The organism is Williamsia muralis NBRC 105860, from assembly GCF_001598915.1.
GTDB lineage: Bacteria > Actinomycetota > Actinomycetes > Mycobacteriales > Mycobacteriaceae > Williamsia > Williamsia muralis.
The window spans coordinates 166714-188960 of record NZ_BDAP01000007.1 but is presented as its reverse complement, the minus strand read 5'-3'; the positions used below and the strand labels follow the sequence as shown (position 1 = coordinate 188960).

The 22247-nt window shown below is 65.7% G+C and carries 19 protein-coding genes; 8 read left to right on the top strand and 11 right to left on the bottom strand.

The window, feature by feature from the left end:
• Nucleotides 1-20 precede the first annotated feature (20 nt).
• From rsmA to WIMU1_RS22615, 4 genes are all read right to left on the bottom strand, one after another.
• Nucleotides 21-884 (bottom strand): 16S rRNA (adenine(1518)-N(6)/adenine(1519)-N(6))-dimethyltransferase RsmA, encoded by an 864-nt coding sequence (rsmA, locus tag WIMU1_RS22630; protein WP_062800544.1) that lies wholly within the window; start codon nt 882-884, stop codon nt 21-23.
• Nucleotides 885-915: 31 nt separating this feature from the next.
• The gene (locus WIMU1_RS22625) at nt 916-2037 is read right to left on the bottom strand and encodes a resuscitation-promoting factor (RefSeq protein ID WP_062800667.1); all 1122 of its coding nucleotides are present in this window, start codon (nt 2035-2037) and stop codon (nt 916-918) included.
• 71 nt (nt 2038-2108) lie between these two features.
• Entirely contained in the window at nt 2109-3038 is a 930-nt protein-coding gene (locus WIMU1_RS22620) for a TatD family hydrolase (RefSeq protein WP_084248488.1), read from the bottom strand.
• Nucleotides 3039-3040: 2 nt separating this feature from the next.
• A complete protein-coding gene (locus WIMU1_RS22615; RefSeq protein WP_062800542.1) occupies nt 3041-3889 on the bottom strand; it encodes a PhzF family phenazine biosynthesis protein in 849 nt (282 codons plus the stop codon).
• A gap of 36 nt (nt 3890-3925) precedes the next feature.
• On the opposite strand from WIMU1_RS22615, the gene WIMU1_RS22610 reads away from it, so the two are divergent.
• Nucleotides 3926-4441 carry a GNAT family N-acetyltransferase gene (locus tag WIMU1_RS22610; RefSeq protein ID WP_084248487.1) on the top strand — a complete coding sequence of 172 codons (516 nt, stop codon included), beginning with the start codon at nt 3926-3928 and terminating at the stop codon, nt 4439-4441.
• A gap of 10 nt (nt 4442-4451) precedes the next feature.
• Nucleotides 4452-5384 carry an alpha/beta fold hydrolase gene (locus WIMU1_RS22605; RefSeq protein ID WP_120802776.1) on the top strand — a complete coding sequence of 311 codons (933 nt, stop codon included), beginning with the start codon at nt 4452-4454 and terminating at the stop codon, nt 5382-5384.
• Here WIMU1_RS22605 and WIMU1_RS22600 read toward each other — a convergent pair.
• Nucleotides 5350-5757 (bottom strand): TIGR03668 family PPOX class F420-dependent oxidoreductase, encoded by a 408-nt coding sequence (locus tag WIMU1_RS22600; RefSeq protein WP_062800538.1) that lies wholly within the window; start codon nt 5755-5757, stop codon nt 5350-5352. The genes WIMU1_RS22605 and WIMU1_RS22600 overlap by 35 nt on opposite strands.
• Nucleotides 5758-6023: 266 nt before the next feature.
• On the opposite strand from WIMU1_RS22600, the gene nhaA reads away from it, so the two are divergent.
• The 3 genes from nhaA to WIMU1_RS22585 all read left to right on the top strand — a co-directional run bounded on the left by nhaA (nt 6024) and on the right by WIMU1_RS22585 (nt 10139).
• The gene (nhaA, locus tag WIMU1_RS22595) at nt 6024-7316 is read left to right on the top strand and encodes a Na+/H+ antiporter NhaA (protein ID WP_023962879.1); all 1293 of its coding nucleotides are present in this window, start codon (nt 6024-6026) and stop codon (nt 7314-7316) included.
• A gap of 70 nt (nt 7317-7386) precedes the next feature.
• The gene (metG, locus tag WIMU1_RS22590; RefSeq protein WP_062800536.1) at nt 7387-8940 is read left to right on the top strand and encodes a methionine--tRNA ligase; all 1554 of its coding nucleotides are present in this window, start codon (nt 7387-7389) and stop codon (nt 8938-8940) included.
• A 20-nt stretch (nt 8941-8960) separates the two neighbouring features.
• On the top strand, nt 8961-10139 hold the full coding sequence (locus WIMU1_RS22585; protein WP_245969075.1) for an aminodeoxychorismate synthase component I: 1179 nt from the start codon (nt 8961-8963) through the stop codon (nt 10137-10139).
• Between the two features lie 72 nt (nt 10140-10211).
• Here WIMU1_RS22585 and rsmI read toward each other — a convergent pair whose 3' ends face one another.
• On the bottom strand, nt 10212-11060 hold the full coding sequence (gene rsmI / locus WIMU1_RS22580; protein ID WP_062800534.1) for a 16S rRNA (cytidine(1402)-2'-O)-methyltransferase: 849 nt from the start codon (nt 11058-11060) through the stop codon (nt 10212-10214).
• 88 nt (nt 11061-11148) lie between these two features.
• On the opposite strand from rsmI, the gene WIMU1_RS22575 reads away from it, so the two are divergent.
• On the top strand, nt 11149-12726 hold the full coding sequence (locus tag WIMU1_RS22575; protein WP_120803008.1) for a dolichyl-phosphate-mannose--protein mannosyltransferase: 1578 nt from the start codon (nt 11149-11151) through the stop codon (nt 12724-12726).
• Between the two features lie 90 nt (nt 12727-12816).
• Here the strand turns inward: WIMU1_RS22575 and WIMU1_RS22570 are convergent, their stop codons facing one another.
• The 4 genes from WIMU1_RS22570 to WIMU1_RS22555 form a co-directional block, all read right to left on the bottom strand.
• Nucleotides 12817-14517: a BCCT family transporter gene (locus WIMU1_RS22570; RefSeq protein ID WP_062800532.1), complete on the bottom strand. Its 1701-nt coding sequence runs from the start codon at nt 14515-14517 to the stop codon at nt 12817-12819.
• A 106-nt stretch (nt 14518-14623) separates the two neighbouring features.
• Nucleotides 14624-14983 carry a GntR family transcriptional regulator gene (locus WIMU1_RS22565; protein WP_062800530.1) on the bottom strand — a complete coding sequence of 120 codons (360 nt, stop codon included), beginning with the start codon at nt 14981-14983 and terminating at the stop codon, nt 14624-14626.
• A 22-nt stretch (nt 14984-15005) separates the two neighbouring features.
• A complete protein-coding gene (gene arcA, locus WIMU1_RS22560) occupies nt 15006-16256 on the bottom strand; it encodes an arginine deiminase (protein WP_062800528.1) in 1251 nt (416 codons plus the stop codon).
• Nucleotides 16257-16266: 10 nt separating this feature from the next.
• On the bottom strand, nt 16267-17478 hold the full coding sequence (locus tag WIMU1_RS22555) for an MFS transporter (RefSeq protein ID WP_030170675.1): 1212 nt from the start codon (nt 17476-17478) through the stop codon (nt 16267-16269).
• A gap of 149 nt (nt 17479-17627) precedes the next feature.
• Here WIMU1_RS22555 and WIMU1_RS22550 point away from each other — a divergent pair, with 149 nt between their 5' ends.
• Together WIMU1_RS22550 and WIMU1_RS22545 are read left to right on the top strand one after the other, a co-directional pair.
• Nucleotides 17628-18461, top strand: coding sequence for an oxygenase MpaB family protein (locus WIMU1_RS22550; RefSeq protein WP_062800657.1), 834 nt, complete (start codon nt 17628-17630; stop codon nt 18459-18461).
• 55 nt (nt 18462-18516) lie between these two features.
• The gene (locus WIMU1_RS22545) at nt 18517-20664 is read left to right on the top strand and encodes a molybdopterin-dependent oxidoreductase (RefSeq protein ID WP_062800526.1); all 2148 of its coding nucleotides are present in this window, start codon (nt 18517-18519) and stop codon (nt 20662-20664) included.
• Nucleotides 20665-20677: 13 nt separating this feature from the next.
• Here WIMU1_RS22545 and WIMU1_RS22540 read toward each other — a convergent pair whose 3' ends face one another.
• On the bottom strand, nt 20678-22189 hold the full coding sequence (locus WIMU1_RS22540; RefSeq protein WP_062800523.1) for an MFS transporter: 1512 nt from the start codon (nt 22187-22189) through the stop codon (nt 20678-20680).
• Nucleotides 22190-22247: the final 58 nt, after the last annotated feature.

Here is a 22247-nt window from a genome sequence, read left to right as displayed (position 1 = left end):
TTCAAGTCTATGCGGCCCTCCTAATCGAGTTGCGCGGCGAGCGCGACGTAGTCCTCGATGGCCAGCCGCTCACCACGCAGACCTGGGTCGATCCCGGCGGCGACCAGCATGCTCTCCGCCTGTGCGGCAGAGCCGGCGAGTCCCGAGAGGGCGGCACGTAATGTCTTGCGTCGCTGGGCGAAAGCCGCATCGATCACCGAGAACACCCGACGTCGATGTACTTCGTCGATCGGCCACGGCGCCTGGGCGTACCGGCGGATCCGCACGAGTCCGGATTCCACCTTGGGTTCGGGCCAGAACACGCTGCGCCCCACGGTTCCCGCCTGCCCGACCTCTCCGAAGAAGCGCGCCTTGACGCTGGGGACCCCGTAGACGCGGCCACCTGGTCCCGCGGCGAGCCGTTGGGCCACTTCGAGTTGCACCATCACCAGGGCCGAGGTGATGCTCGGGAACTCCGACATCAGGTGCAGCAGAACCGGCACCGCGACGTTGTACGGGAGGTTGGCGACCAGCGCGGTGGGCGAATGCGGGAGATCGGCTGCCGTGACCCGCAGTGCGTCGGCGGTGACAACGGTGAGTTCACCTGCCTGATCGGGCGCGCGGTCGGCGACAGTGTCGGGCAGACGACCGGCGAGGCGAGGGTCGATCTCGACGGCGAGCACCGATCGTGCCGCGCCGAGCAACCCCAGGGTCAGCGAGCCGAGCCCCGGGCCGACCTCCAGGGCGACGTCATCGCCTCCGACTCCTGAGGCCGCGACGATCCGCCGCACGGTGTTCGCGTCGTGAACGAAGTTCTGCCCCAGCGTCTTGGTGGGCCGGATGTCGAGAGCGGCTGCGAGTTCCCGGATTTCGACGGGGCCGAGCAGCGCGGGCGAGTTCGTCAGAGCGCTGCCCGATCAACGGGTGCCTGCGCGGTCAGCGCAAGCCGAGTTTCGAGGAACAAGAGGGCCACGCGCCCCATCCTTGCGCGGCCTGGGTCTTGGTGGCAATTGCGATCTGTTCTTCACGGGTCGCAAGGTCGGCACGTGGGGCGTATTCCTGCCCACCCCAGCGGTCCCAGGTGTTCTGGTCGAACTGCACGCCGCCGTAGAAGCCGTTGCCGGTGTTGATCGCCCAGTTACCGGTGGCCTCGCACTGCGCCAACGCATCCCACACAGAGCCCGGCGGCACGTACGGCGCACCCGGTTTGGTGCCCACGGCAACTTCTGCGGCAACCGGTTCTACCTTGACCTCGGCATCGACCTGCTTCTTCGCGGTCTCCTTGCCGTTGACCGTCGTCACCTCGTAGGTGACCTCTTGCGAACCGGGGGTGCCCGGCTTCTTGACGACCTTGCGGTCCTTGACGAGGTTCGGGTCGTCGACCTTGTTCTCGGGCGGCGCGACGGGTTCGGTGACGGTGATCGTCTCGGTGCGGATGCGCGTCACCGTGATGTCCATGTTGTTGGTCACCGGGGTGTCGGGCGCCGGGGTCACCTCATCGGTGGGGGCGAGCGGCTTGCCCGTGTCCGCGAGGAGTTCGGCGACGGTCTTGGCCGCGATGTCCTTGGTGACCTTCTCGGATCCGTCGGTCAGGTGCACCTTCTTGGGCAGCACCACGTTCACCAGGCCACCGGAGACCGGGAGCTGGTCGGTGGTGGGGCCTTCGATCTCGATCGAGTCCGAGACCAGGTTCACCTGCGCCAGTGCCTGCTCGACGGTGGTGGCGTTGGTCTTGATCTCCCGGGGGCTGCCGTCGACGTTCACGGTCAGGGTCTTGAGCCGGTGGAACGTGATGGTCTCACCGTCGCCGACACCTGCGCCCGGGGCCGGCTGGACCAGATCTCCGCCAGACGGGTCGTAGCCCTGTTCCTGGAGGATGCCCTCGACGGAGGTGCGCATCGTGGCCACCGTCTTGAGCTCCCCGTCGACGTCGATGGTGACGTTCTTGTACATCGCGGTGCCCATGATGCCGCCGGCGATGAGCACGATGAGCAGAAGGGCGACAGCGATACGCGGGGTGCGGGAGGTCGACGAGTTGATACGAGAGAGCACAGACATGATCACGTTAAGATAACGGGATGGTGTGTTTTGTGCAAAGCGACAGGTAAAGGTCCTGTTCAGGCCGTTGTTCAGGTGTCGAGACCGTAGGCCCTCGCGGCGTTGGCAGTGATTGCCTCAGCGACCTCCGCGGCGTCCTGTCCCCGCACCTCCGCCAGCGCTCGCGCGGTGTACGGCAGCACGTACGACTGGTTTGGCTGCCCGCGGTACGGGTGCGGGGTCAGGAAGGGCGCGTCCGTCTCGATCAGCAGCAGATGGTCCGGGACCAACTTGGCGGCCGCCTGCAACGTGGTGGAGTTCTTGAAACTGACCGTCCCGGCGAAACTCAGCAGATAGCCCCGCTCGATGCACTCAGCCGCGATCTGCTCGTCTCCCGAGAAGCAGTGCATGATCACCGTGTCCGGCGACCCCTCGCGAGCAAGCACGTCCAGCAGATCCCGATCGGCTTCACGATTGTGGATCATCAACGGCTTGCCGACCCTCTTCGCCAGGTCGATGTGCCAGGCGAACGCCTCGTGTTGCTGCGGCACCGTGGCGCAGTCGTCCGATCGACCCGGCCAGTAGTAGTCGAGGCCGGTCTCCCCGACCGCGACGACCCTGGGATCGGTGAGCATCTGCTCGAGCTCCGCCTTGGCGGCGTCGTCCAGCTCATGGGCGTGGGTGGGATGCAGGGCCACCGCGGCGTACGCCCGCTGGTCCCACTGTGCTGCGGCGACTGCCCAGCGGGCGTCGACCATGTCATCGGCAACCGTGACCACCGCCCGCACGCCGACGGATTCGGCGTGGTCGAGGATGGCGGTCACCGAATCGGCGTCGCGGCCGCCACAGGCAGCCAGGTGGGTGTGGGAATCGATCAACGGTGCAAGGGGCTCAGGATCGGGTGGCGGGGTCCGGCGACGCTGCTTCTTCAACTCCTTGTTGCTGACCCCGGAGTCGTTGCCTTCGGTGATGTTTCCGTCAGGGGTATTGCCGTCAGGGGTGGTGCTCTGGTGGTCGGCCATCGCTACAGGTCCACCTCGCCGCTGATGACGGTGGCACTGCGGCCACCGACCCAGATGTCGGTGCCGTCATCGTCGATGTAGACCCGGCCCGCCCGGCCGAGGACGGTCCCCTGCGAGGCCACGTACGACGCCGGTACCTGTTGCTCACCGCGCAGCCACGTCGCGAGGCCGGCATTGAGGCTCCCCGTCACCGGATCCTCAGGCGCGGCGACCCCCGGGATGAACGCCCGGACCTCGAAATCCGGCCGATCGGCGGGCATGGGCACATCTCCCCGATACGGGCCGATCACACCGACGTTGAGCGACCCGAGTGCATCAAAATTCGGTCGGACATCGAGTACTCGCTGCGCGGAGGTGAGCATCAGGCCGATCCACCGTGGCCCGTTGTCCACCCAGTTCGAGGCGACCACATCGGACGGCGCGAGGTCCAGGGCTTTGTGGATCGTGGCCAGATCCGAGTTGTCGACAGCCCCCGACCGGACCAGCGGAGGACTCGCGAAAGCCAGGCGGTCACCGTCGGACCTGATCGTGACCAGCCCGGCGCCGCACTCCTGAACGATGTTGTCGCCCTTGGGGACTCCACCCGCACGCATCCAGGCGTGGGCTGACCCGAGGGTGGGGTGGCCGGCAAACGGTAGCTCTTCGGCGGTGGTGAAGATGCGCAGCTTGTAGTCCGCCGCCGGGTCGTCGGGGGTCTGGAAGAACGTCGTCTCCGCCAGATTCGTCCAGTTCGCGAAGGCCGCCATCGACGCATCGGTCAAGCCGTCGGCGTCGAAGACGACGGCGACAGCGTTCCCCGAGAGGGATCCGGACACGAAGACGTCGACTTGCTGGAAGGGGCGCAGGGGCATGTGTGAATTGTGCCCTGGTCGATTTACCGTTTTCCAATGGATATGGACATGGGCCGCAATGGCGGGACCCGGACGGACATCGAGACCCGGCCGGCCGACGACTTCGATGTGCAGCGCTTGGTCGCCGTTGCCGTCGCCGAGCTGAATGTCCGCTACCCCGGTGACGTGGAGCTCGAACCCCTTCCCACGACCGGCGACCACTTCGTGGCCGTTGTCGACGGAGTAGCGGTTGGTGTGGTCGTCTTGATCGGTGTGCGCCCTGGACTCGACGAGGTCAAGCGGCTGTACGTCGAGCCCGGGCAGCGCGGGCGAGGCGTGGCGCGGTCACTGATGAACGCACTCGAGCATCGGGCGAACACACGTGGGACAGACGTGGTCCGGCTCGAGACCGGCACCCGCCAGCCGGAGGCGATGGCGCTGTACGAGTCGTTGGGGTACTCCCTCATCGAAAACTACGGCCACTACGCGGGCAGCCCGTTGAGCCGCTGCTACGCGAAATCCTTGCGGTCCGACAGCGAGACTTCACCCTCCGCCCGCGGGGCCGGGTACTAAGGTCGTGACGATGAGTGAGATCGAGAACCGGGTAGGCACGGCGCAGGTCGGCGACATCACGATCGCTTACGAGGACATGGGTGACCCGAACGATCCGGCCGTACTGCTGATCATGGGTCTCAGCGCGCAGTTGACGTTCTGGCAGACCGCTTTCTGTGAGTCCATCGCCGCCAGGGGTTACCGGGTGATCCGCTTCGACAACCGGGACATCGGCCTCTCGACGCATCTCGACGGCGTACGCGTCGGCGGTTCGATGCTCACCAGGATGGCCCGCCACCAACTCGGTCTTCCCAGCGATGTCCCCTACACCCTCGTGGACATGGCGCAGGACGCCGTGGGACTGCTCGACACCCTCGAGATCGATAAGGCGCACGTGGTCGGCGGATCGATGGGTGGCATGATCGCCCAGGTCCTCGCGGGCCGACACCCCGAGCGGGTGCTCTCGCTGGCGATCTTCTTCTCCAGCACCAACGAAGCCTTCCTGCCACCTCCGGATCCTCGCAAATTGTGGGCGCTGCTGTCCGGACCCGGAAAAGGCGCCACCCGCGAGGCCTACATCGAGAACGCAGCCAAGGCGATCCGGGCCATCGGCAGCCCGAAGTACGAACTCAGCTGGGACGAGGCCCTGCGACGGTCGACCGCAGCGTACGACCGCGCGCACGACCCCGCCGGCGTGGTGCGTCAGACCTGCGCGGTGATGGGAACCGGAAGCCTGAAGAAGTACACCACCGCGATCACGGCACCAACCGTGGTGATCCACGGTAAGGCAGACGGGCTGATGCGCCCGTCAGGCGGCAAGGCCATCGCGCGGGCGATCAAGGGTTCCAAGCTCGTGTTGATCGACGGCATGGGCCATGATCTGCCCGAACCGCTCTGGCCTCAGTTCATCTCCGAGTTGGTGGCCAACTTCAGCCGGTCCACGAACTCCAACGCCGCACGGTGACGGCGATCACCGGACCGTCGAGCGAAACAGTCTGATACTGCGGGTATTTGGCACGCAGCATCAGCAATGCGTGCTGAACTTCGGGGCCGCTTTCGTGAACGCGGGCACACCCGTCGGCCCGCACCCACCACAGTCGGCTCCAGTCGTCCTCGTAGTGATCCACCACCAGACTGACCTCCGGGCATTCGGCGATGTTCGACAAGCGCCGCAAGGGTCTACCGGACTTCGGCTTGCCGTCGACCGCGGTATAGATCACATCGCCGGCCACGGCGAACACCACCGGGACCACATGGGGTCGGTGGTCGGCGGACACCGTACCCAGTCGGGCGACGGGTGCACTGGCGAACAACTGTTTCGGGTCGGAGACGGCCACGACTCACCCTAGATCGCGGAGCGGGGACGGGGACGGCGATGCGCACTGAGCTGTCAGCAGAGCCTGTACAGACCTTGTAAGGTGATTCCCCAGGAGTGCCGGGAAGTCTGGTCGGCCACGTGCAACGCGTAAGACATCTGCGTGCCGTGTCATGTCATCACCGACAGATTAGAGGTATCCCGTTGTCTGACAACCAAGCTCCCGAGCCCACCGGCCCGACACCGCCAGGTTCGGCCGGGCCACCCTCGCGGGGACCCGCCCTCCCCATGTTCGCCCGGGGATCGTGGTCGGAGGTATCACGGGTCTCGTCGATTCTCCGAAAAGAGACCGTCGGCGGGGCCTTGCTACTGGTCGCCACGGTGATAGCGCTGGTGTGGGCGAACTCCCCGTGGTCCGATGCCTACACCTCGCTGGGTGAGACGACCGTCGGGTCGGACGCGCTTGGGCTGCATCTCGACCTCAGTCTGGCGACCTGGGCGGCCGACGGGCTGCTCGCCATCTTCTTCTTCGTCGTGGGCCTCGAACTCAAACGGGAGTTCGTCGCCGGCGATCTCCGCAATCCTGCGCGTGCCGCGCTCCCGATCGCCGCGGCCGTCGGCGGGATGGTGGTGCCCGCAGCGATCTTCGTGGCCATCACCCTGCCGGCCGGCGACGGCGCCGTCGAAGGGTGGGCCATCCCCACGGCCACCGACATCGCCTTCGCTGTCGCGGTGCTGGCCGTCATCTCCACCCATCTGCCTTCCGCGCTACGCACGTTCCTGTTGACCCTCGCCGTTGTCGACGACCTACTCGCGATCACCGTCATCGCGGTGTTCTACACCGAGGACGTCAACGTGGGAGCGCTTGCGCTCGCGGTGCTGCCGCTCGCCTTGTTCGCGGTCTGTGTTCAGCGACGCATCCGGTCCTGGTGGGTCCTCCTCCCACTCGCCGCGTTGACGTGGGCGTTTGTACACGAATCGGGCATCCACGCAACCGTGGCCGGCGTGCTCCTCGGGTTCACCGTTCCGGTGATCCGCAGCAAGGCAGCCGGAGGCCCCGACGCAGGGCCCGGCCTCGCCGAACACTTCGAGCACCGGATCAGGCCCATCTCCGCCGGCTTCGCGGTCCCAGTGTTCGCGTTCTTCGCCGCGGGCGTCGCCATCGGCGGTCTGTCCGGGTTCACCGACGCCCTGCGAGATCCGATCGCACTGGGCATCATCGCCGGACTTGTCCTGGGTAAGCCGCTGGGGATCTTCGGCACCACCCGACTGCTGTCGGCCTTCACCCGCGCGAGCCTCGACACGGCGATTCGCTGGATCGATGTCCTCGGCATCGCGATGCTGGCCGGTATCGGATTCACCGTGTCCCTGCTCATCGGCGACCTGGCCTACGGCATCGGCTCCGAACGCGACGAACACGTGAAGATCGGCGTGCTCACCGGGTCACTGCTGGCCGCTGTACTCGCGGCCGTCCTGCTGCGCATCCGCAATCGGCACTACCGAGCCATCTGTGCTGAAGAAAGCGTCGATGACAACCACGACGGCATCCCGGACGTCTACCAGACGCCACAGTCGCGCTGACCGAGCAGTGAGATGAGCCGGTTAGGCCCGGTGATGGCCTGTACACATCGGCGATAAGCTGTCACCCACCATGGCTTCTGCATCGAAACCGCCGTTTTACATCACCACGGCCATCGCTTACCCCAACGGGGCACCACACATCGGGCACGCGTACGAGTACATCGCTGCGGACGCCATCGCCCGATTCAAACGACTCGACGGCTACGACGTGCTGTTCGTCACCGGCACCGACGAGCACGGCCAGAAGATGCAGCAGACCGCCGAGAAAGAAGGCATCGAGACCCGGGCCCTCGCCGATCGGAACTCCGCAGCGTTCCGCACCTTGCAGGAAACCCTCGGTAGCAGCTTCGACCGGTTCATCCGGACCACGGACACCGACCACCATGTCGCGTCGCAGGCCATCTGGGAACGAATGGTCGCCAATGGCGACATCTACCTCGACAAGTACTCGGGTTGGTACTCGATCCGGGATGAGGCCTTCTACTCCGAGTCGGACACCACCGTGAACGACGACGGTACGAGGGTCTCGACCGAAACCCAGACGCCGGTGGAGTGGACCGAAGAAGAGGCGTACTTCTTCCGGCTGTCCGCCTACCAGGACAAACTGCTCGAACTCTACGAGAAGCACCCGGAATTCATCGGTCCCGGAACCCGCCGTAACGAGGTGTCGAGCTTTGTCCGCGGCGGTCTGCGCGATCTGTCGGTGTCGCGCACCACCTTCGACTGGGGCGTGCAGGTCCCCGGTCACGACGACCACGTCATGTACGTCTGGGTCGACGCGCTGACCAACTACATCACCGCTGCGGGCTACCCCGACACCGACTCGGAGCGATGGAAGAAGTTCTGGCCCGCCGATCTGCACATCATCGGCAAGGACATCATCCGGTTCCACTGTGTGTACTGGCCTGCTTTTCTGATGAGCGCCGGCATCGAACTGCCCAAACGTGTGTACGCGCACGGATTCCTGCTCAACAGCGGCGAGAAGATGAGCAAATCGATCGGCAATGTCGTCGACCCGTACGTGCTGGTGAACGAGTTCGGTCTCGACCCCATCCGCTTCTTCTGCCTGCGCGAGGTGCCGTTCGGACAGGACGGGTCCTACAGTCACGAGGCCATCATCGCGCGGGTCAACGCCGACCTGGCGAACGAGCTCGGCAACCTCGCCCAGCGGACACTGTCCATGGTCGGCAAGTACTTCGATGGTGTCCTGCCGGCACCCGCCGCCCTCACCGACGCCGACACCACGTTGCTGGACAAGGCCGACGGCCTGCTCGCTCGCGTGCGCACGGAAATGGATCAGCAAGCCATCCACACCGCGCTCGAGGTGATCTGGGAGGTGCTGGGCGACACCAACAAGTACATCTCCGTCGAACAGCCGTGGAAGCTCGCGAAGACAGACCTCGAACGCACCGGCACCGTGCTGTACGTCTGCGCGGAGGTAGTTCGGATCACCACGCTGCTGGCACAGCCGGCCATGCCGGAATCAACCGGCACGCTTCTCGATCTCCTTGCCGTGAAGCAGGATTCGCGCACTTTCGAGTCCATCGGAGAGCGGTTGACCGCCGGAACGGCGCTTCCGAAACCGACGCCCGTCTTCCCCCGGTACGAACTCCCCAAGAGCTGACGAGATCAGGGCGCGGACTGGTGTTGCGAAGCGTTGAACTCGGTCCGGGTTCGGCGTCTGATGTGGTGCGCGCCCTGGACTTCCACACCCGGCGGCTCGGGATACCCGGTCCGGCGGCGCTGATCGGCGATTGGCTCGACTCCGATGCCGTCATCGCTCCGTCGATCGACCTTCGGGCCGGAGTCCCGATACCCGATGACCCGCAAGGGTTCTGGTTCGGCTACCAGGGTTTCCCGGATCGCGTCAGCGAGAATCCGTTGCCTCCCGCTGCCGGCGGTGAGACCGACAATGTGCTCGAACTCGACCGGACGGGCAGCTGGTGGTGGACGTCGCTGAACGGTCAGGAGTGTCCGGACTGGGTACGCGCCAGTCTCGGCGAGCATCACAGCCGGACATGGTCGGTCACCTGGCAGCCGCCCGCGCAGCGACCACACGTGGAGGCCATTGCGCAGTGCCTCGAGGCCATCCGTGCCGGTGAGGTCTATCAAGCCTGTATCTGCACCCGTTTCGCCGGCCGGTTCGCAGGTTCGGCGGCCAACTACTTCGCCGACGGCGTGCACTTCACCCGCCCTCGCAAAGCAGCTCTGCTGCATGGCGATTGGGGATCTGTCGTCTCGTTCTCACCCGAGACCTTTCTTCATCGACGAGGATCGGTGGTGACCTCGAGTCCCATCAAGGGCACCCTGCCCATCGACCTCGACCCGCAGCTGTTGCTCGACTCCGCCAAGGATGTCGCCGAGAACATCATGATCGTCGATCTCGTCCGCAACGACTTGGGGAGAGTGGCCCTCACCGGCACCGTCGCAGTGACCGAGTTGCTCGACGTGCATCCCGCGCCCGGCGTGTGGCATCTGGTGTCCACGGTGCAGGCAACGGTGCCGCCATCGGTGTCGAACTCGGCGCTGATCGACGCCACGTTTCCACCCGCCTCGGTGACGGGTACGCCGAAAGCCCGTGCTCGCGAGTTGCTTTCGGAATGGGAGCAGAACTCCCGCGGGTTGTACTGCGGGGCAGTCGGAGTGGTCTCCCCCATTTCCGGACTCGACCTGAACGTGGCGATCCGCACCGTGGAGATCGCCCCGGATGGCGCGGCGTTCCTGGGCGTCGGCGGGGGGATCACCATCGACTCCGACCCCGACGGCGAATGGCAGGAGTGCCTGGACAAAGCCGCGGCCATCCTCGGTATCCAGCCCGCCTGACGCACTTTCCGGTGCACGGCGCACCGGTTCGTTCCGGTGCGCGAGACCGCGATCCGCGCGCGAGGGCCGACATCAGCTCTCGCGGCTCGCAAGCACCGCCTCGTACAGTTCGCGGCGCGAGGCACCTGTCTTCGCCGCGAACTGGGCGCAGGCATCTTTGAGGCGCACTCCCCCGGCGACAACTTTTTCGACGCGCGCCACAAGCGCTTCGATGTCCGGTTCGCCCGCGACCGCGCCATCGAGAACCACGGTGATCTCGCCGCGGACACCCTGGGCCGCCCACTCCGCGAGCTCGCCGAGCGACCCACGACGCACCTCTTCGTACGTCTTGGTCAGCTCGCGGCACACCGCGGCGCGACGGTCGGGCCCCAGCACTGCCACCGCGTCGAGCAGACAGTCCGCGAGCCGGTGTGGTGCCTCGAAGAAGACAACCGTGCGCGCCTCGTCGATGTACTCGGTGAACCACGATCGACGTTGCCCTGACTTGCGGGGAGCGAAGCCGTCGAAGCAGAAGCGCTCCACCGGCAGACCCGACACGGCCAGCGCGGTGGTCACCGCGGACGGTCCAGGCAGGCACGTGACGGGTAGATCCGCCTCGATACACGCGACCACCAGCCGATAGCCCGGGTCGGAGACCGACGGCATGCCGGCATCGGTGATCACCAGGACGGTGGCGCCCGACCGCACCTCGTCCACCAGGGCCGGGGTTCGCTTCACCTCGACCTGGTCGTAATAGCTCACCACCCGGCCGCCGATGGTCACGCCCAGTCCCGCAGCCAGCGCCTTCGCGCGGCGGGTGTCTTCCGCGGCCACCACGTCAGCAGCGGCCAGTGCCTCCCGGAGTCGGGGGGACGCGTCGTCGATGCGTCCCATCGGGGTCGCGGCGAGTACGAGTTGGCCTTGTGGCTGCGGAGAGTTCATCACCGCACAGCCTACGATTGGCAAGGTGACGTTCGCCCCGCCGCTCGAGAACTCCGTTCCGGAGGCCTCGGACAACGCTCGACGGTCCCTGCCCGGGTGGCAATCCTCGGACGAATTACCCGGCGTCCACGCCGAGGACCTGGGCACCAGCCCTGGCGCGGCGCGTAAGGTCCCCGCGCCTGTCTTCGGCCCCACCGATCGCCGACGCGGCTGGATCGTCGCTCTGATCATCACCGCGATCGGCGCGATCACCCGTTTCGCGAACCTGGGCAGCCCCACCGACAAGGGCACACCCGTCTTCGACGAGAAGCATTACGTGCCGCAGGCCTGGCAGGTGCTCACCGGCGACAACTGGCTCGAGGACAACCCGGCCTACGGTCTGGTTGTCCACCCGCCCGTCGGCAAGTGGATGATCGCCATCGGCGAGTGGCTGTTCGGCTACGACGCCTGGGGTTGGCGGTTCATGTCGGCGGTGTGCGGCACGCTGATGATCCTCATCGTCGTGCGACTGGTCCGTCGACTGACCCGCTCGACGCTGGTCGGCGCGATCGCCGGGGTGCTCATGATCGTCGACGGGGTCACCTTCGTGGCCTCGCGGACGGGCTTGCTCGACATCTTCCAGATCTTCTTCATCCTGGCTGCGCTCGCCGCGATCGTCTGCGACCGCGACCAGATGCGGGCCCGGATGCACAAGGTCTACTCCGAGGGCCGGATCCACGACTCGCCGTACGGACCGCGGCTGGGTTTTCGGTGGTGGCGTTTTGCTGCTGCCATCGCGTTGGGCCTCGCCTGCGGCACCAAGTGGTCGGGCATCTACTTCGTCATCTTCTTCATCGTGCTCTCACTCGGTTTCGACGTGGCGGCACGCAAGGCCTATCTGGTGCAGCGTCCGTGGCGGGGTGTGCTGCTCCGCGATGTGATCCCCACCGGTTTCTCCCTCGGCGTCACCCCCGTGCTGATCTACCTGGCAACGTTCGCTCCGTGGTTCAGTTCCGAGACAGCGGTTTACCGGTACGAGGTGGGCAGGCAGATCGGCACCGGTGGGCCCTTCGCGTGGATTCCCGACGCCTGGCGTTCACTCTGGTACTACGAGTCGGGCGTGCTCTCGTTTCACGCCAACCTCACCAACTCGGCAGGCAACCACCACCCGTGGGAATCGAAGCCGTGGACGTGGCCCATGGGCCTGCGCCCGATGCTGTACTACATCGAGTACGGCCCGGAGAAGTGCGGCGAGTCCGAGTGCGTCAAGGCCATGATGTTCATCGGCACCCCGATCATGTGGTGGCTGGCGTTACCGATGCTCGCATGGGCACTGTGGCGCATGTTCATCCGGCGTGACTGGCGCTACGCGGTGGTACTGGTGGGCTACGGCGCCGCTTATCTGCCCTGGTTCACCAATCTCGACCGCCAGATGTACTTCTTCTACGCCACCGCGATGGCGCCGTTCCTCATCATGGGTCTGGCCCTCTGCGTCGGAGACGTGCTGGCCGCGAGCCGCCGCGCCAAGAAGTACGCGTACGAGAAGCGGCTGGTCGGCGCGGTCGCGGTCAGCATCTATCTGGGTCTTGCCGTGGCCAACTTCATGTGGATGTGGCCGATCCTCACCGGCGAACCCATCTCCCGCGAAATGTGGAACATGCAGATGTGGTTGCCCAGCTGGACATGATCGAACCTGCAATGGCAACGCGTTGCTACTGCCCCCGGACGCAAACGGGCCCCCTCGAGAGGGGGCCCGTTCACATCTGAATCTTGTTGGTCACTTCGGTTCGTCGGGCGACTTCCGCAACTGCTCAGGTGTGATCGCCGGGAACTGATCCGAGGGCAGCACGTCATTGGCCTCGTCGTCGCCGGCCAAGATGTTCGCGTGCGTACGCAACGTGTGGTCGACCTGGGTGTCGTAGTTGCGCTGGGCGACGATGAGCGGATCGCGCCGCAGGTCCATGTACAGAGACACGCACATGAAGATCATCACGATGACAAACGGCAGCGCGGCGATGATGGCCATCGTCTTGATGCCGTTGAGCGCGTCGTCGCCACTGGCCCACAACAGCAGTGCGGCAACAGCTCCGGTCAATACGCCCCAGAAGATGGTGACGCCCTTGCTCGGTTCGTGCGCTCCCCGTTCGGACAAGGTGCCCATCACCAGCGAGGCCGCGTCCGCACCGGACACGAAGAAGATCGCGACGAGCACCATCACGAGCACCGATGCGATGCCGGTCATTGGCAGGTTGCCGAGCATGTCGAAGAGCTGACTCTCCGCCGAACTCGCGTCGGCCAGCCCCTTGCCGTCCTGTTGTTGTCGTATCGCCGTCCCACCGAAGATGGAGAACCACAGCAGCGACACGATCGTCGGCACCAGCAGCACGCCGATCACGAACTGGCGGATGGTGCGGCCACGGCTGATCTTGGCCAGGAACATGCCGACAAAAGGTGTCCAGGACACCCACCAGGCCCAGTAGAAGATGGTCCAGCCGGCAAGCCAGGTCTCACCCTCGCTGTCGACGGTGGCGCCTGATCGAGCCGAGAACGAGGTGATGTCGTTGAGGTAGGTGCCGATGCTGGTGGGCAGCACGTTCAGGATGAAGACCGTGGGCCCGACGACGAAGATGAACAGCGCCAACACGATCGCCAAGACCATGTTGGTGTTGGACAGCCACTGGATGCCCTTCGCGACGCCCGACACCGCTGATGCGACGAATGCCGCGGTCAGCACCGCGATGATGGCCACCAGCAACAACTTCGACGGGTCGTTGATCCAGCCGACCTCCACGAAGCCCGAACCGATCTGCGCGGCACCGAGTCCCAGGGAAGCGACCGTACCGAACAGGGTCGCGAAGATCGCGAGGATGTCGATGACCTTGCCACCCCAGCCGTTGGCACGGTGGCCGAGGATGGGAGCGAAGACTGCACTGACCAATTGTCCTCGGCCACATCGGTAGGTGCTGTAGGCGATGGCCAGTCCGACCACGGCGTACATCGCCCATGGGTGGAAACCCCAGTGGAACATCGTGGTTGCCATGGCGATACCCACGTCGTTCTGCGACGTTCCGGGAGGTGCGGTCACGAAGTGGGTGAGGGGCTCGTTCGCCCCGTAGAACATCAGGCCGATACCCATACCGGCGCTGAACATCATCGCGACCCAGCTGACGGTGTTGTACTCGGGTTTCTCCCCGTCACGGCCCAGCGGGATCTTGCCGTATTTGCTGACCGCCAGGAAGATGGCGAACAGTACGAAGAAGGTGGCCGACAGGATGAACACCCAACCGAGGTTGTCGGTGATCCAGGCCAGCAGGTCCTGCGTCCTGGTGTTCAGGCTCTCTTTGTCGACCAGACCCCAGATGACAAACGCGATCACTGCAGCAGCGGTGACCCCGAAGACAACTAGGTCGATCCGCGGTTTGGGACCCCGAACATCCGGAGTCGGAACCGCATCGGTGGTTTCAGTGGTCAATGCCATGAACCTAACTAGAACAGGATTCACCTCGATTGTTCAACTTTCACAACCGATTTGCTACCTGGTCGTAACCACCGGATTCACCCTGCGCAACCGGCCTAAATGGCCCCTAGCTGCGCAATGCCTGCTTGAGCAGCGCCTCGATCTGTGTGTCGTCGACACGCAATTGTCTCAGGGCGGCAACATGCTCCACGGTCAACTGCGCGGCCCGCTGAACCGAGGAATCGGCGTGCGCCTTCACGAACGACCCCTGTCGCCCTCTGGTCTCGATGACGTCCTCGGCCTCGAGTTCACGGTATGACCGGGCAACGGTGTTGGGGGCCAGATCGAGCTCTGCTGCCAATGCGCGGACGGTGGGGATCCGGCTGCCGGCGAGCAGCCTGCCCGAACTGACCAGTTCGATGATGCCCCGGCGCACCTGCTCGTAGGGTGCGACGTCGGATTCCGGATCGATGGACAGTTCGATCATCCCGGCACCGCGCCTGTGTGTGTCACAGCGGATCCCTCGACACCGGGCACGACATGCAACGCGGACCGCCGCGTCCCGAGCCGAGTTCACTGCCCGCGATGGTGAGTACCTCCACGCCCGAATCCTCGAGTCTGCGATTGGTCTCCACGTTCCGGTCGTACGCAACGACAACACCCGGGGCGAGGGCCAGGGTGTTGTTACCGTCGTCCCACTGTTCACGCTCGGCGGTCACCGCATCCAGACCGGTGTCGATCACCCGTAACTTCTCGATTCCCATGGCGTCGGCCGCCGCCTCGACGAACGGGTCGGGACCCGTCACCGAGACCGAGCCGTCTGTCATCGCGATCGTGAACGCCGACAGGGAGTCCTGGATCACCGGGTACATCACCACCGCGTCGGTGTCGACCATGGTGCAGACCGTGTCCAGATGCATCGACGCGCGGCGCTGCTCGATCGGGACGGCGAGTACCGTGTGCGCCAGACCATCCTCGAACAGGCTGCGCGCCAACGCTTCCGCACCTGCTGGAGTGGTGCGCTCACCGACACCGACGGCGACCACCCCGGGAGCGAGCAGCAGTACGTCACCACCTTCGACCGGCGCGGTGTGCGATTCATAGGCACGCCGGACGCCGAGGAACCGGGGATGGTGGGCGTAGATCAGGTCGGTCAGCGACGTCTCGCGGACACGGGCCGGCAAGGCGAGTGAGGTGATGGCAAAACGGTCACCGATCCAGAACGAGCTGTCGCGGGTGAACAGCAGATTGGGCAGTGGGTCGATGGCGAACTCGGTCCCGTGGTGCATCCGCCAGACCAGCGATGACCGGGCCGAGGCCGCCGACTCGGGCATCTCGTCGAAGGTCATCCCCGCCATCAGGACTCCCGCCAGGTCCGTCGGCGACAATGTGCGCAACTCGGTCGCGAGGTCATGGGCCAGATGGTGACCGAGGCGGCGGGGGCTGACCGCAGCGGCGATCCCCTGCATCCTGGCGGCGCCGCTGTTCGCGATCGTCTCGGTGAGCAGGTCACCGAGCAGCAGCACTTCGACGCCACGCCCACGCAACACCTCGGCGAAGGCATCGTGTTCTTCCTGCGCGCGGTCCACCCACGGCAAGCCGTCGAACAAGAGTTGGTCACTGTTGCGCGGGGTCAGTCGCCGCAATTCGTCGCCAGGGCGATGCAGCATGACGGCGCGGAGTCGGCCAACCTCGGAATTGGCACCCAATGCTGGTCCTTCACCCGACTCGGGCCGCTCGGGACCGGACTCCTCAGACATGCCGTCAACGTTAGTTCGGTCGCGGCTCTTTCGCCGGTATCTGTACACCGGTGCGCGCGGGCGCGGTCTCCCGGGCAAAGCCCCAGACGATCAACGCGGCGAAGGCGATCGCCCCGGTCATGGCGAACGCCGGCCCGAAACCCCAGGTTTGGGCGATGGCCCCGGCGATGACCGGCCCACTGATGGATCCCAGATCGGTGGTCATCTGGAAGGTCGCCAACGCAGGCCCGCCCTGGCCCCTGCCTGCCAGCACATCCGCGAGCGCGGCCTGGTGGGTGGGCGCGAAGAGTCCGGAGCCGATGCCCGCGACGAAAGTGAGTCCGCCCACGATCCAGATGTTCCCGCTGTAGCCGAGCACCACGGTGGCCCCGCCCATCAGAGCCAGGCCCGGCAACATGATCGGCCGGCGACCCCATGAATCCGACAGCCTCCCGGCCACCATGATCGCGAGTACGTTGCCCGCCGAGTAGATGGCCAGCACCACACCGGACATCGCCGCCGATTCACCCAGCTCGTCGACGATGAGGAGGGGCACCAACGCCACCCGCACACCCATCGACGCCCACCCCTGCGTGAAACTGGACGCGAGGATCGCCCGGTAGGCCGAGTCGCGCAACGCTTCTCGCAACGGCATCGCCGCCTGGGCGGCCGCACCCGGCTGTGGTCGGCCGCCGACGCCGCGCAACTGGGTGGCCACCACTGCAGAGGCGACGAGCAGCGCGATGGCGTAGACGACAAACGGCATCCGCAGCCCGAAGCCGATCAGCGCGCTCCCCACAAGAGGGCCGGTGATGTTGCCGACGAGGAATCCGGCACTGAAGTAGCCGGACACACGTCCGCGGATGTCGGGTGGCGCCAGCCGGATCATCAGTGCGGTCGCCGACACCGAGAACATGGTCGAGCCGATACCGCCGAGACCGCGGAAGACGAGTAGTTGCCAGTAGGTCTGCGCGAATGCACACGCGAGGGTGGACGCTGCGACGATCAGCAGGCCCGCCAGGTAGATCCGCCGCTCCCCCAGCACCCGCACCAACCGGCCGCTCACCGGGGCGAAGGCCAGACGCATGAATGCGAATGCCGAGATGATGATCGACGCAGCGGTGATGCCAACGTTGAAGCTGCGGGCGAATGTCGGCAGGGCCGGGGCGATGAGTCCGAAACCCAGAGCGATGACGAAGTTCGAGCTGAGCAGTACCCAGATCTCGCGGGGTATCTGCTTCACACTGCCCAAGTTACCGCCGACGCCTGACCGGACCCCAACCGCGCCCCGGCGAACGAGCCGGGCCCCGTTCTGCGCCGGCAGTCGGCCTGAAGGTCTACGATCTGATCACACGCGTAACCACAATGCCACAGCCCTGGAGCCAAACCACGATGCACAAGAACCCAACCCGCACGGCCGATCTCATGACCACACTCGGCTCCACCATGGGTGTGGCGAACGTCATCATGCAGCTGTCGTTGCCAGGGGTGGGCTATGGGGTGCTCGAGAGCCGGGTGGACAGCGGCAGCACCTTCAAGCACCCGTTCAAACGAGCGCGCACGACCGGGCAGTACCTCGCGGTGGCCATCCAGGGCACCGACGACGATGCCGAGTACGTCCGCACGGCGATCCAGGCGATCCATTCTCAGGTCACCTCGACACCGCAGAGCCCGGTCGGCTACAGCGCGAACAACCCCAGCCTGCAGCTGTGGGTGGCCGCCTGCCTCTTCCGCTACTTCGTCGACCAGTACGAGTTCATGTACGGCAGGCTCAGCGACGCATCCGCCGACGCGATCTACGCCGATGCCGCCAGGCTCGGCACCACACTCAACGTTCGACCCGACATGTGGCCCGCCGACCGAGGTGCCTTCGAGGCCTACTGGGCCGAACAGATGCAGAAGATCTCCATCGACCCGCCGGTGCGGGAGATGCTTGCGTCACTGGCCGACCTCAGCTTTTTGCCGGGGCCCCTCGGACGGACCGGAGTGGTGATGCAGCGGGCCCTCGGTCAACGCACTTTGTTCATGACCAAGGGCGCCCTGCCGCCCGAGTTCCGCGATGCGATGGGCTTCACCTGGACAGCGGACGACGACCGCCGCTACCGCAAGGCCATCGCCATGCACCGCCGCTTCGACCGGGTCAATCCCGGCATGCTCAAGGGCTACAACCAACTGATGCTGGCGGGCCTGCGCGTGCGCCGGAAACTGGGTATCCGTGTCTTCTGACCAGTTGTCCCGAACGGAGCCGCGAGCCGGTGGTCGGGGGCTAGGCTCGGCACGCATGCTGCCCCTCACCACGCACGGCGTGTGCAACCTCTGCGAAGCCATCTGCGGACTGCAGGTCACCGTGGAAGACAACCGCGTCACCGACATCCGCGGCGACCGCGACGACCCACTGTCGCGCGGGCACATCTGCCCCAAGGCGACAGCACTGACCGATCTGCACGCCGATCCCGACAGGCTCCGCACCCCGGTTCGAAAGACCGCCGACGGCGGGTGGGAACCGATCAGCTGGAAAGACGCGACAACGCTGGTGGCCGAACGCATCTCGGCAACACAACGTGACCACGGCCGCGACGCGGTGGGCCTATACCTCGGCAATCCGAGTGTGCACAGCCTCGGATTCGCGACCCACGGTCTGTCTTTCCTCGGCGCCTTGGGTTCGAAGAACATGTTCTCCGCGACATCGGCCGACCAGCTGCCCATCCAGCTGGTGGCGCACCTGATGTACGGACATCAGCTCCAGATCCCCATTCCCGACCTCGACAACACCGATCATTTCTTGGTCTTCGGCGCAAACCCGGTGGTGTCCAACGGCTCGATGATGACCGCACCCGACTTCCGGAACCGCATGCGCGACCTGCGCCGTCGCGGCGGTCGGCTGGTGGTGATCGACCCTCGCCGCACCGAGACCGCCGCCATCGCCGACGAGCACCACTTCGTCCGGCCCGGCACCGATGCGGCGCTGCTGCTGGCGATCCTGCATGTGCTGGTGCATGAGCGGGGCGTGGACAACGCACGCATCGAACATCTCCCGTTGTCGGGCATGGACGGCGTGCGCGATGCGTGCGCCACCACCACACCGGAGTGGGCCGGACCGATCACCGGGATCGATCCTGGCGAGATCCGTCGCATCGCCGGTGATTTTGCCGAGGCAGATCGTGCCGTGGCGTACGGCAGGATGGGTGTGTCGACCCAGCAGTTCGGCACCGTGTGCCAGTGGGCGATCCAGGCGATCAACGCTGTCACCGGCAACCTCGACCGCGTGGGCGGGTCTCTTTTGACCGATCCCGAGATCGACCTCGTGGCCCGGAAGCTGAGCGGTCGTGGGCATTTCGACAAGTGGCGCAGCCGCGTCCGAGACCTGCCCGAGTTCGGCGGCGAACTGCCGGTGGCCACCCTCGCCGACGAGATACTCACCCCTGGCACCGGGCAGATCAAGACGCTCATCACCCTCGCCGGCAATCCGGTGTCATCCACCCCCGGCGGAAGCCGCCTCGACCACGCCCTCGAGAACCTCGACTTCATGGTCTCGCTGGACTTCTACGTCAACGAGACCACGCGGCATGCCGACATCATCCTGCCGCCGACGATGATCCTCGAACGAGACCACTACGACCTTGTGTTCCATCAGCTCGCGGTCCGCAACACCGCCCGATTCTCACCCGCGGTGGTCAAGAAACGTGCTGGCGCCAAGCATGATTGGGAGATCTTCCGTGACCTGACCCTGGCGCTCGGGCGGGCACGCACCACCAAGCAAAGCCTGCGTGAGCGGCTTCGTGCCGCCCCCGCCTCGGCCACATCGTCAGCTCGAATCCATGCGACCCCGAAGATGTTGATCGCGTTGCTGCTGCGAACCGGGCCCGGTGATCTCACGATGCGCGATCTCCTGAGGTCGCCGTCGGGTCGTGACCTCGGGCCGTTGCGGCCCGGCCTCCGACGCAAACTGGTTGCGAAGTCCAAAACGGTGAACGTCGCTCCTTCGCTGATCGTGGACGATCTCGAGCGGGTCCACAGCGACCTCGTGGGTACACACGACGGCGAGCTGCTGCTGATCGGACGGCGGCATCTCCGATCGAACAACTCCTGGATGCACAATTCCGAGAGACTGTCCAAAGGCCAAGAGCGTCATCATCTTCTGATGCACCCCAAAGACCTGGCGCACAGCGGACTGTGTGCCGGCGACAAGGCTGTGCTGCGCTCACGCGCCGGCAGCACCACGGTCACGGTCGCCGAGACCGAGGACATCATGCCGGGTGTGGTCAGCCTGCCCCACGGCTTCGGTCAGAACCGCAGCGGCGTCCAACTGGCGGTGGCCGGTCTCATCGACGCACCGAGCGCCAACGACGTGACCGACCCGCAGTTGCTGGATGCGGTCTCGGGCAACGCCGTACTCAATGGCGTGCCCGTGACCGTCTCCGCCGTCTGACGAGGCCCGGGCGTCAGCCCATGTGGACCGCGCCCTGGGCAGGCAGGTCGTGCTTCTTGACCCGGGCCAGGATCAGCACCACCGGTGTCACCAGGACCAGCAGACCCGCGGCCCACGCGAACGCGGACGTGTAACCCGACACCTCGGCGGCGAGGAACGCTGTCGCATCGGATGTGGCCGGATTCGACGGCAGTGCATCTGTTTTGGCCGAGGTGTACACCGTGGTCAGCAGAGCGGTACCCAGTGCCGCGCCGACCTGCAGGCCCGCGCTCGAGAGTGCACTGGCGGCGCCGGCGTCGTGATCACGTACACCGATCAGGGCCACGTTCTGCACCGGCACCATCAGCAGTCCCATACCGAATCCGAAGACGGCCAGGGCCGGGAAGACACCGGTCCAGTACGAACTGTCCACGTCGACCTGGGCGAGCAACAGCAGACCCGCGGCGGCGACCACCGGGCCGATGGCCATGGGGACCTTGGGCCCCGCCGCCACAGCCAGTTTCGCGGCGATGCCCGACGCGAGCACGATGAACGCCGTGATCGGCAGACAGGCGACACCGGCGATCATCGGACTGAAACCCAGAACCGCTTGCAGGTAGATGGCCAGATACAGCGTGCTCCCGACGAGCGCGACGCCGGCGAGTGCGATACCGATGAGTGCCGAACCACGGTTGCGGTGCCACGGAACCGACAGGGGCAGCAGCGGATTGGCCGACCGGTGTTCCACCACCGCGAACAACGCGAGCACAACGAGTCCGCCGACGATGAACCCGATGGCGTCGGGTTCCAGCCAACCGTGCTCGGCGCGGGTGAAACCGTAGACGAGGGAACCCAGTCCCACGGCGACCAGGATCGCCCCGGGCAGGTCATAGCTGGTGTCGCCGTGCGCCTTGGTCTCCTTGACCACCGGAACGGCGGCGGCAATGGCGACCATCGCGATCGGGATGTTCACCAGCAGGCACCAGCGCCAGTCGACATACTGGGTCAGAGCGCCACCCAGGAGAAGTCCGATGGCCGCGCCACCTCCGGAGATCGCACCGTAGACAGCAAATGCCTTGGCGCGCTCTTCATCTCGGGTGAATGTGGTGGTGAGGATCGCAAGCGCGGCCGGTGCGACCAGCGCCGCGAACACACCTTGACCGGCGCGGGCGATGAACAGCTCGATGCCGTTCTGCGCGATGCCACCGACGCCGGACATCACCGCGAAACCGACCATGCCCACGACAAACGAGCGCTTGCGCCCCCAGTAGTCCGCGATGCGTCCACCGAGTAGGAGCAACGCGCCGAAGGCCAGCGCATACGAGGTGACCACCCACGCGCGGTCGCCGTCGGTGATGCCCAGATCGGCCTGGGCGTCCGGCAAAGCTATCGAGACGATCGTGCTGTCGAGGACCACCATGAGCTGGGCCAGGGCCACGATCGCCAGCACCAGCCAGCGGCGTTGGTGATTGGGATTGGCGGGTCCGGGGTCGATCGCGGCGGAACCGGTTTCGGGCACGTTTGTACCCACAGGGGATGTGGTCATGAGAAGCGACGGTAATCCTGTTTCTCCCCAAAATCAAACGAACTAGTTCGACTGACTA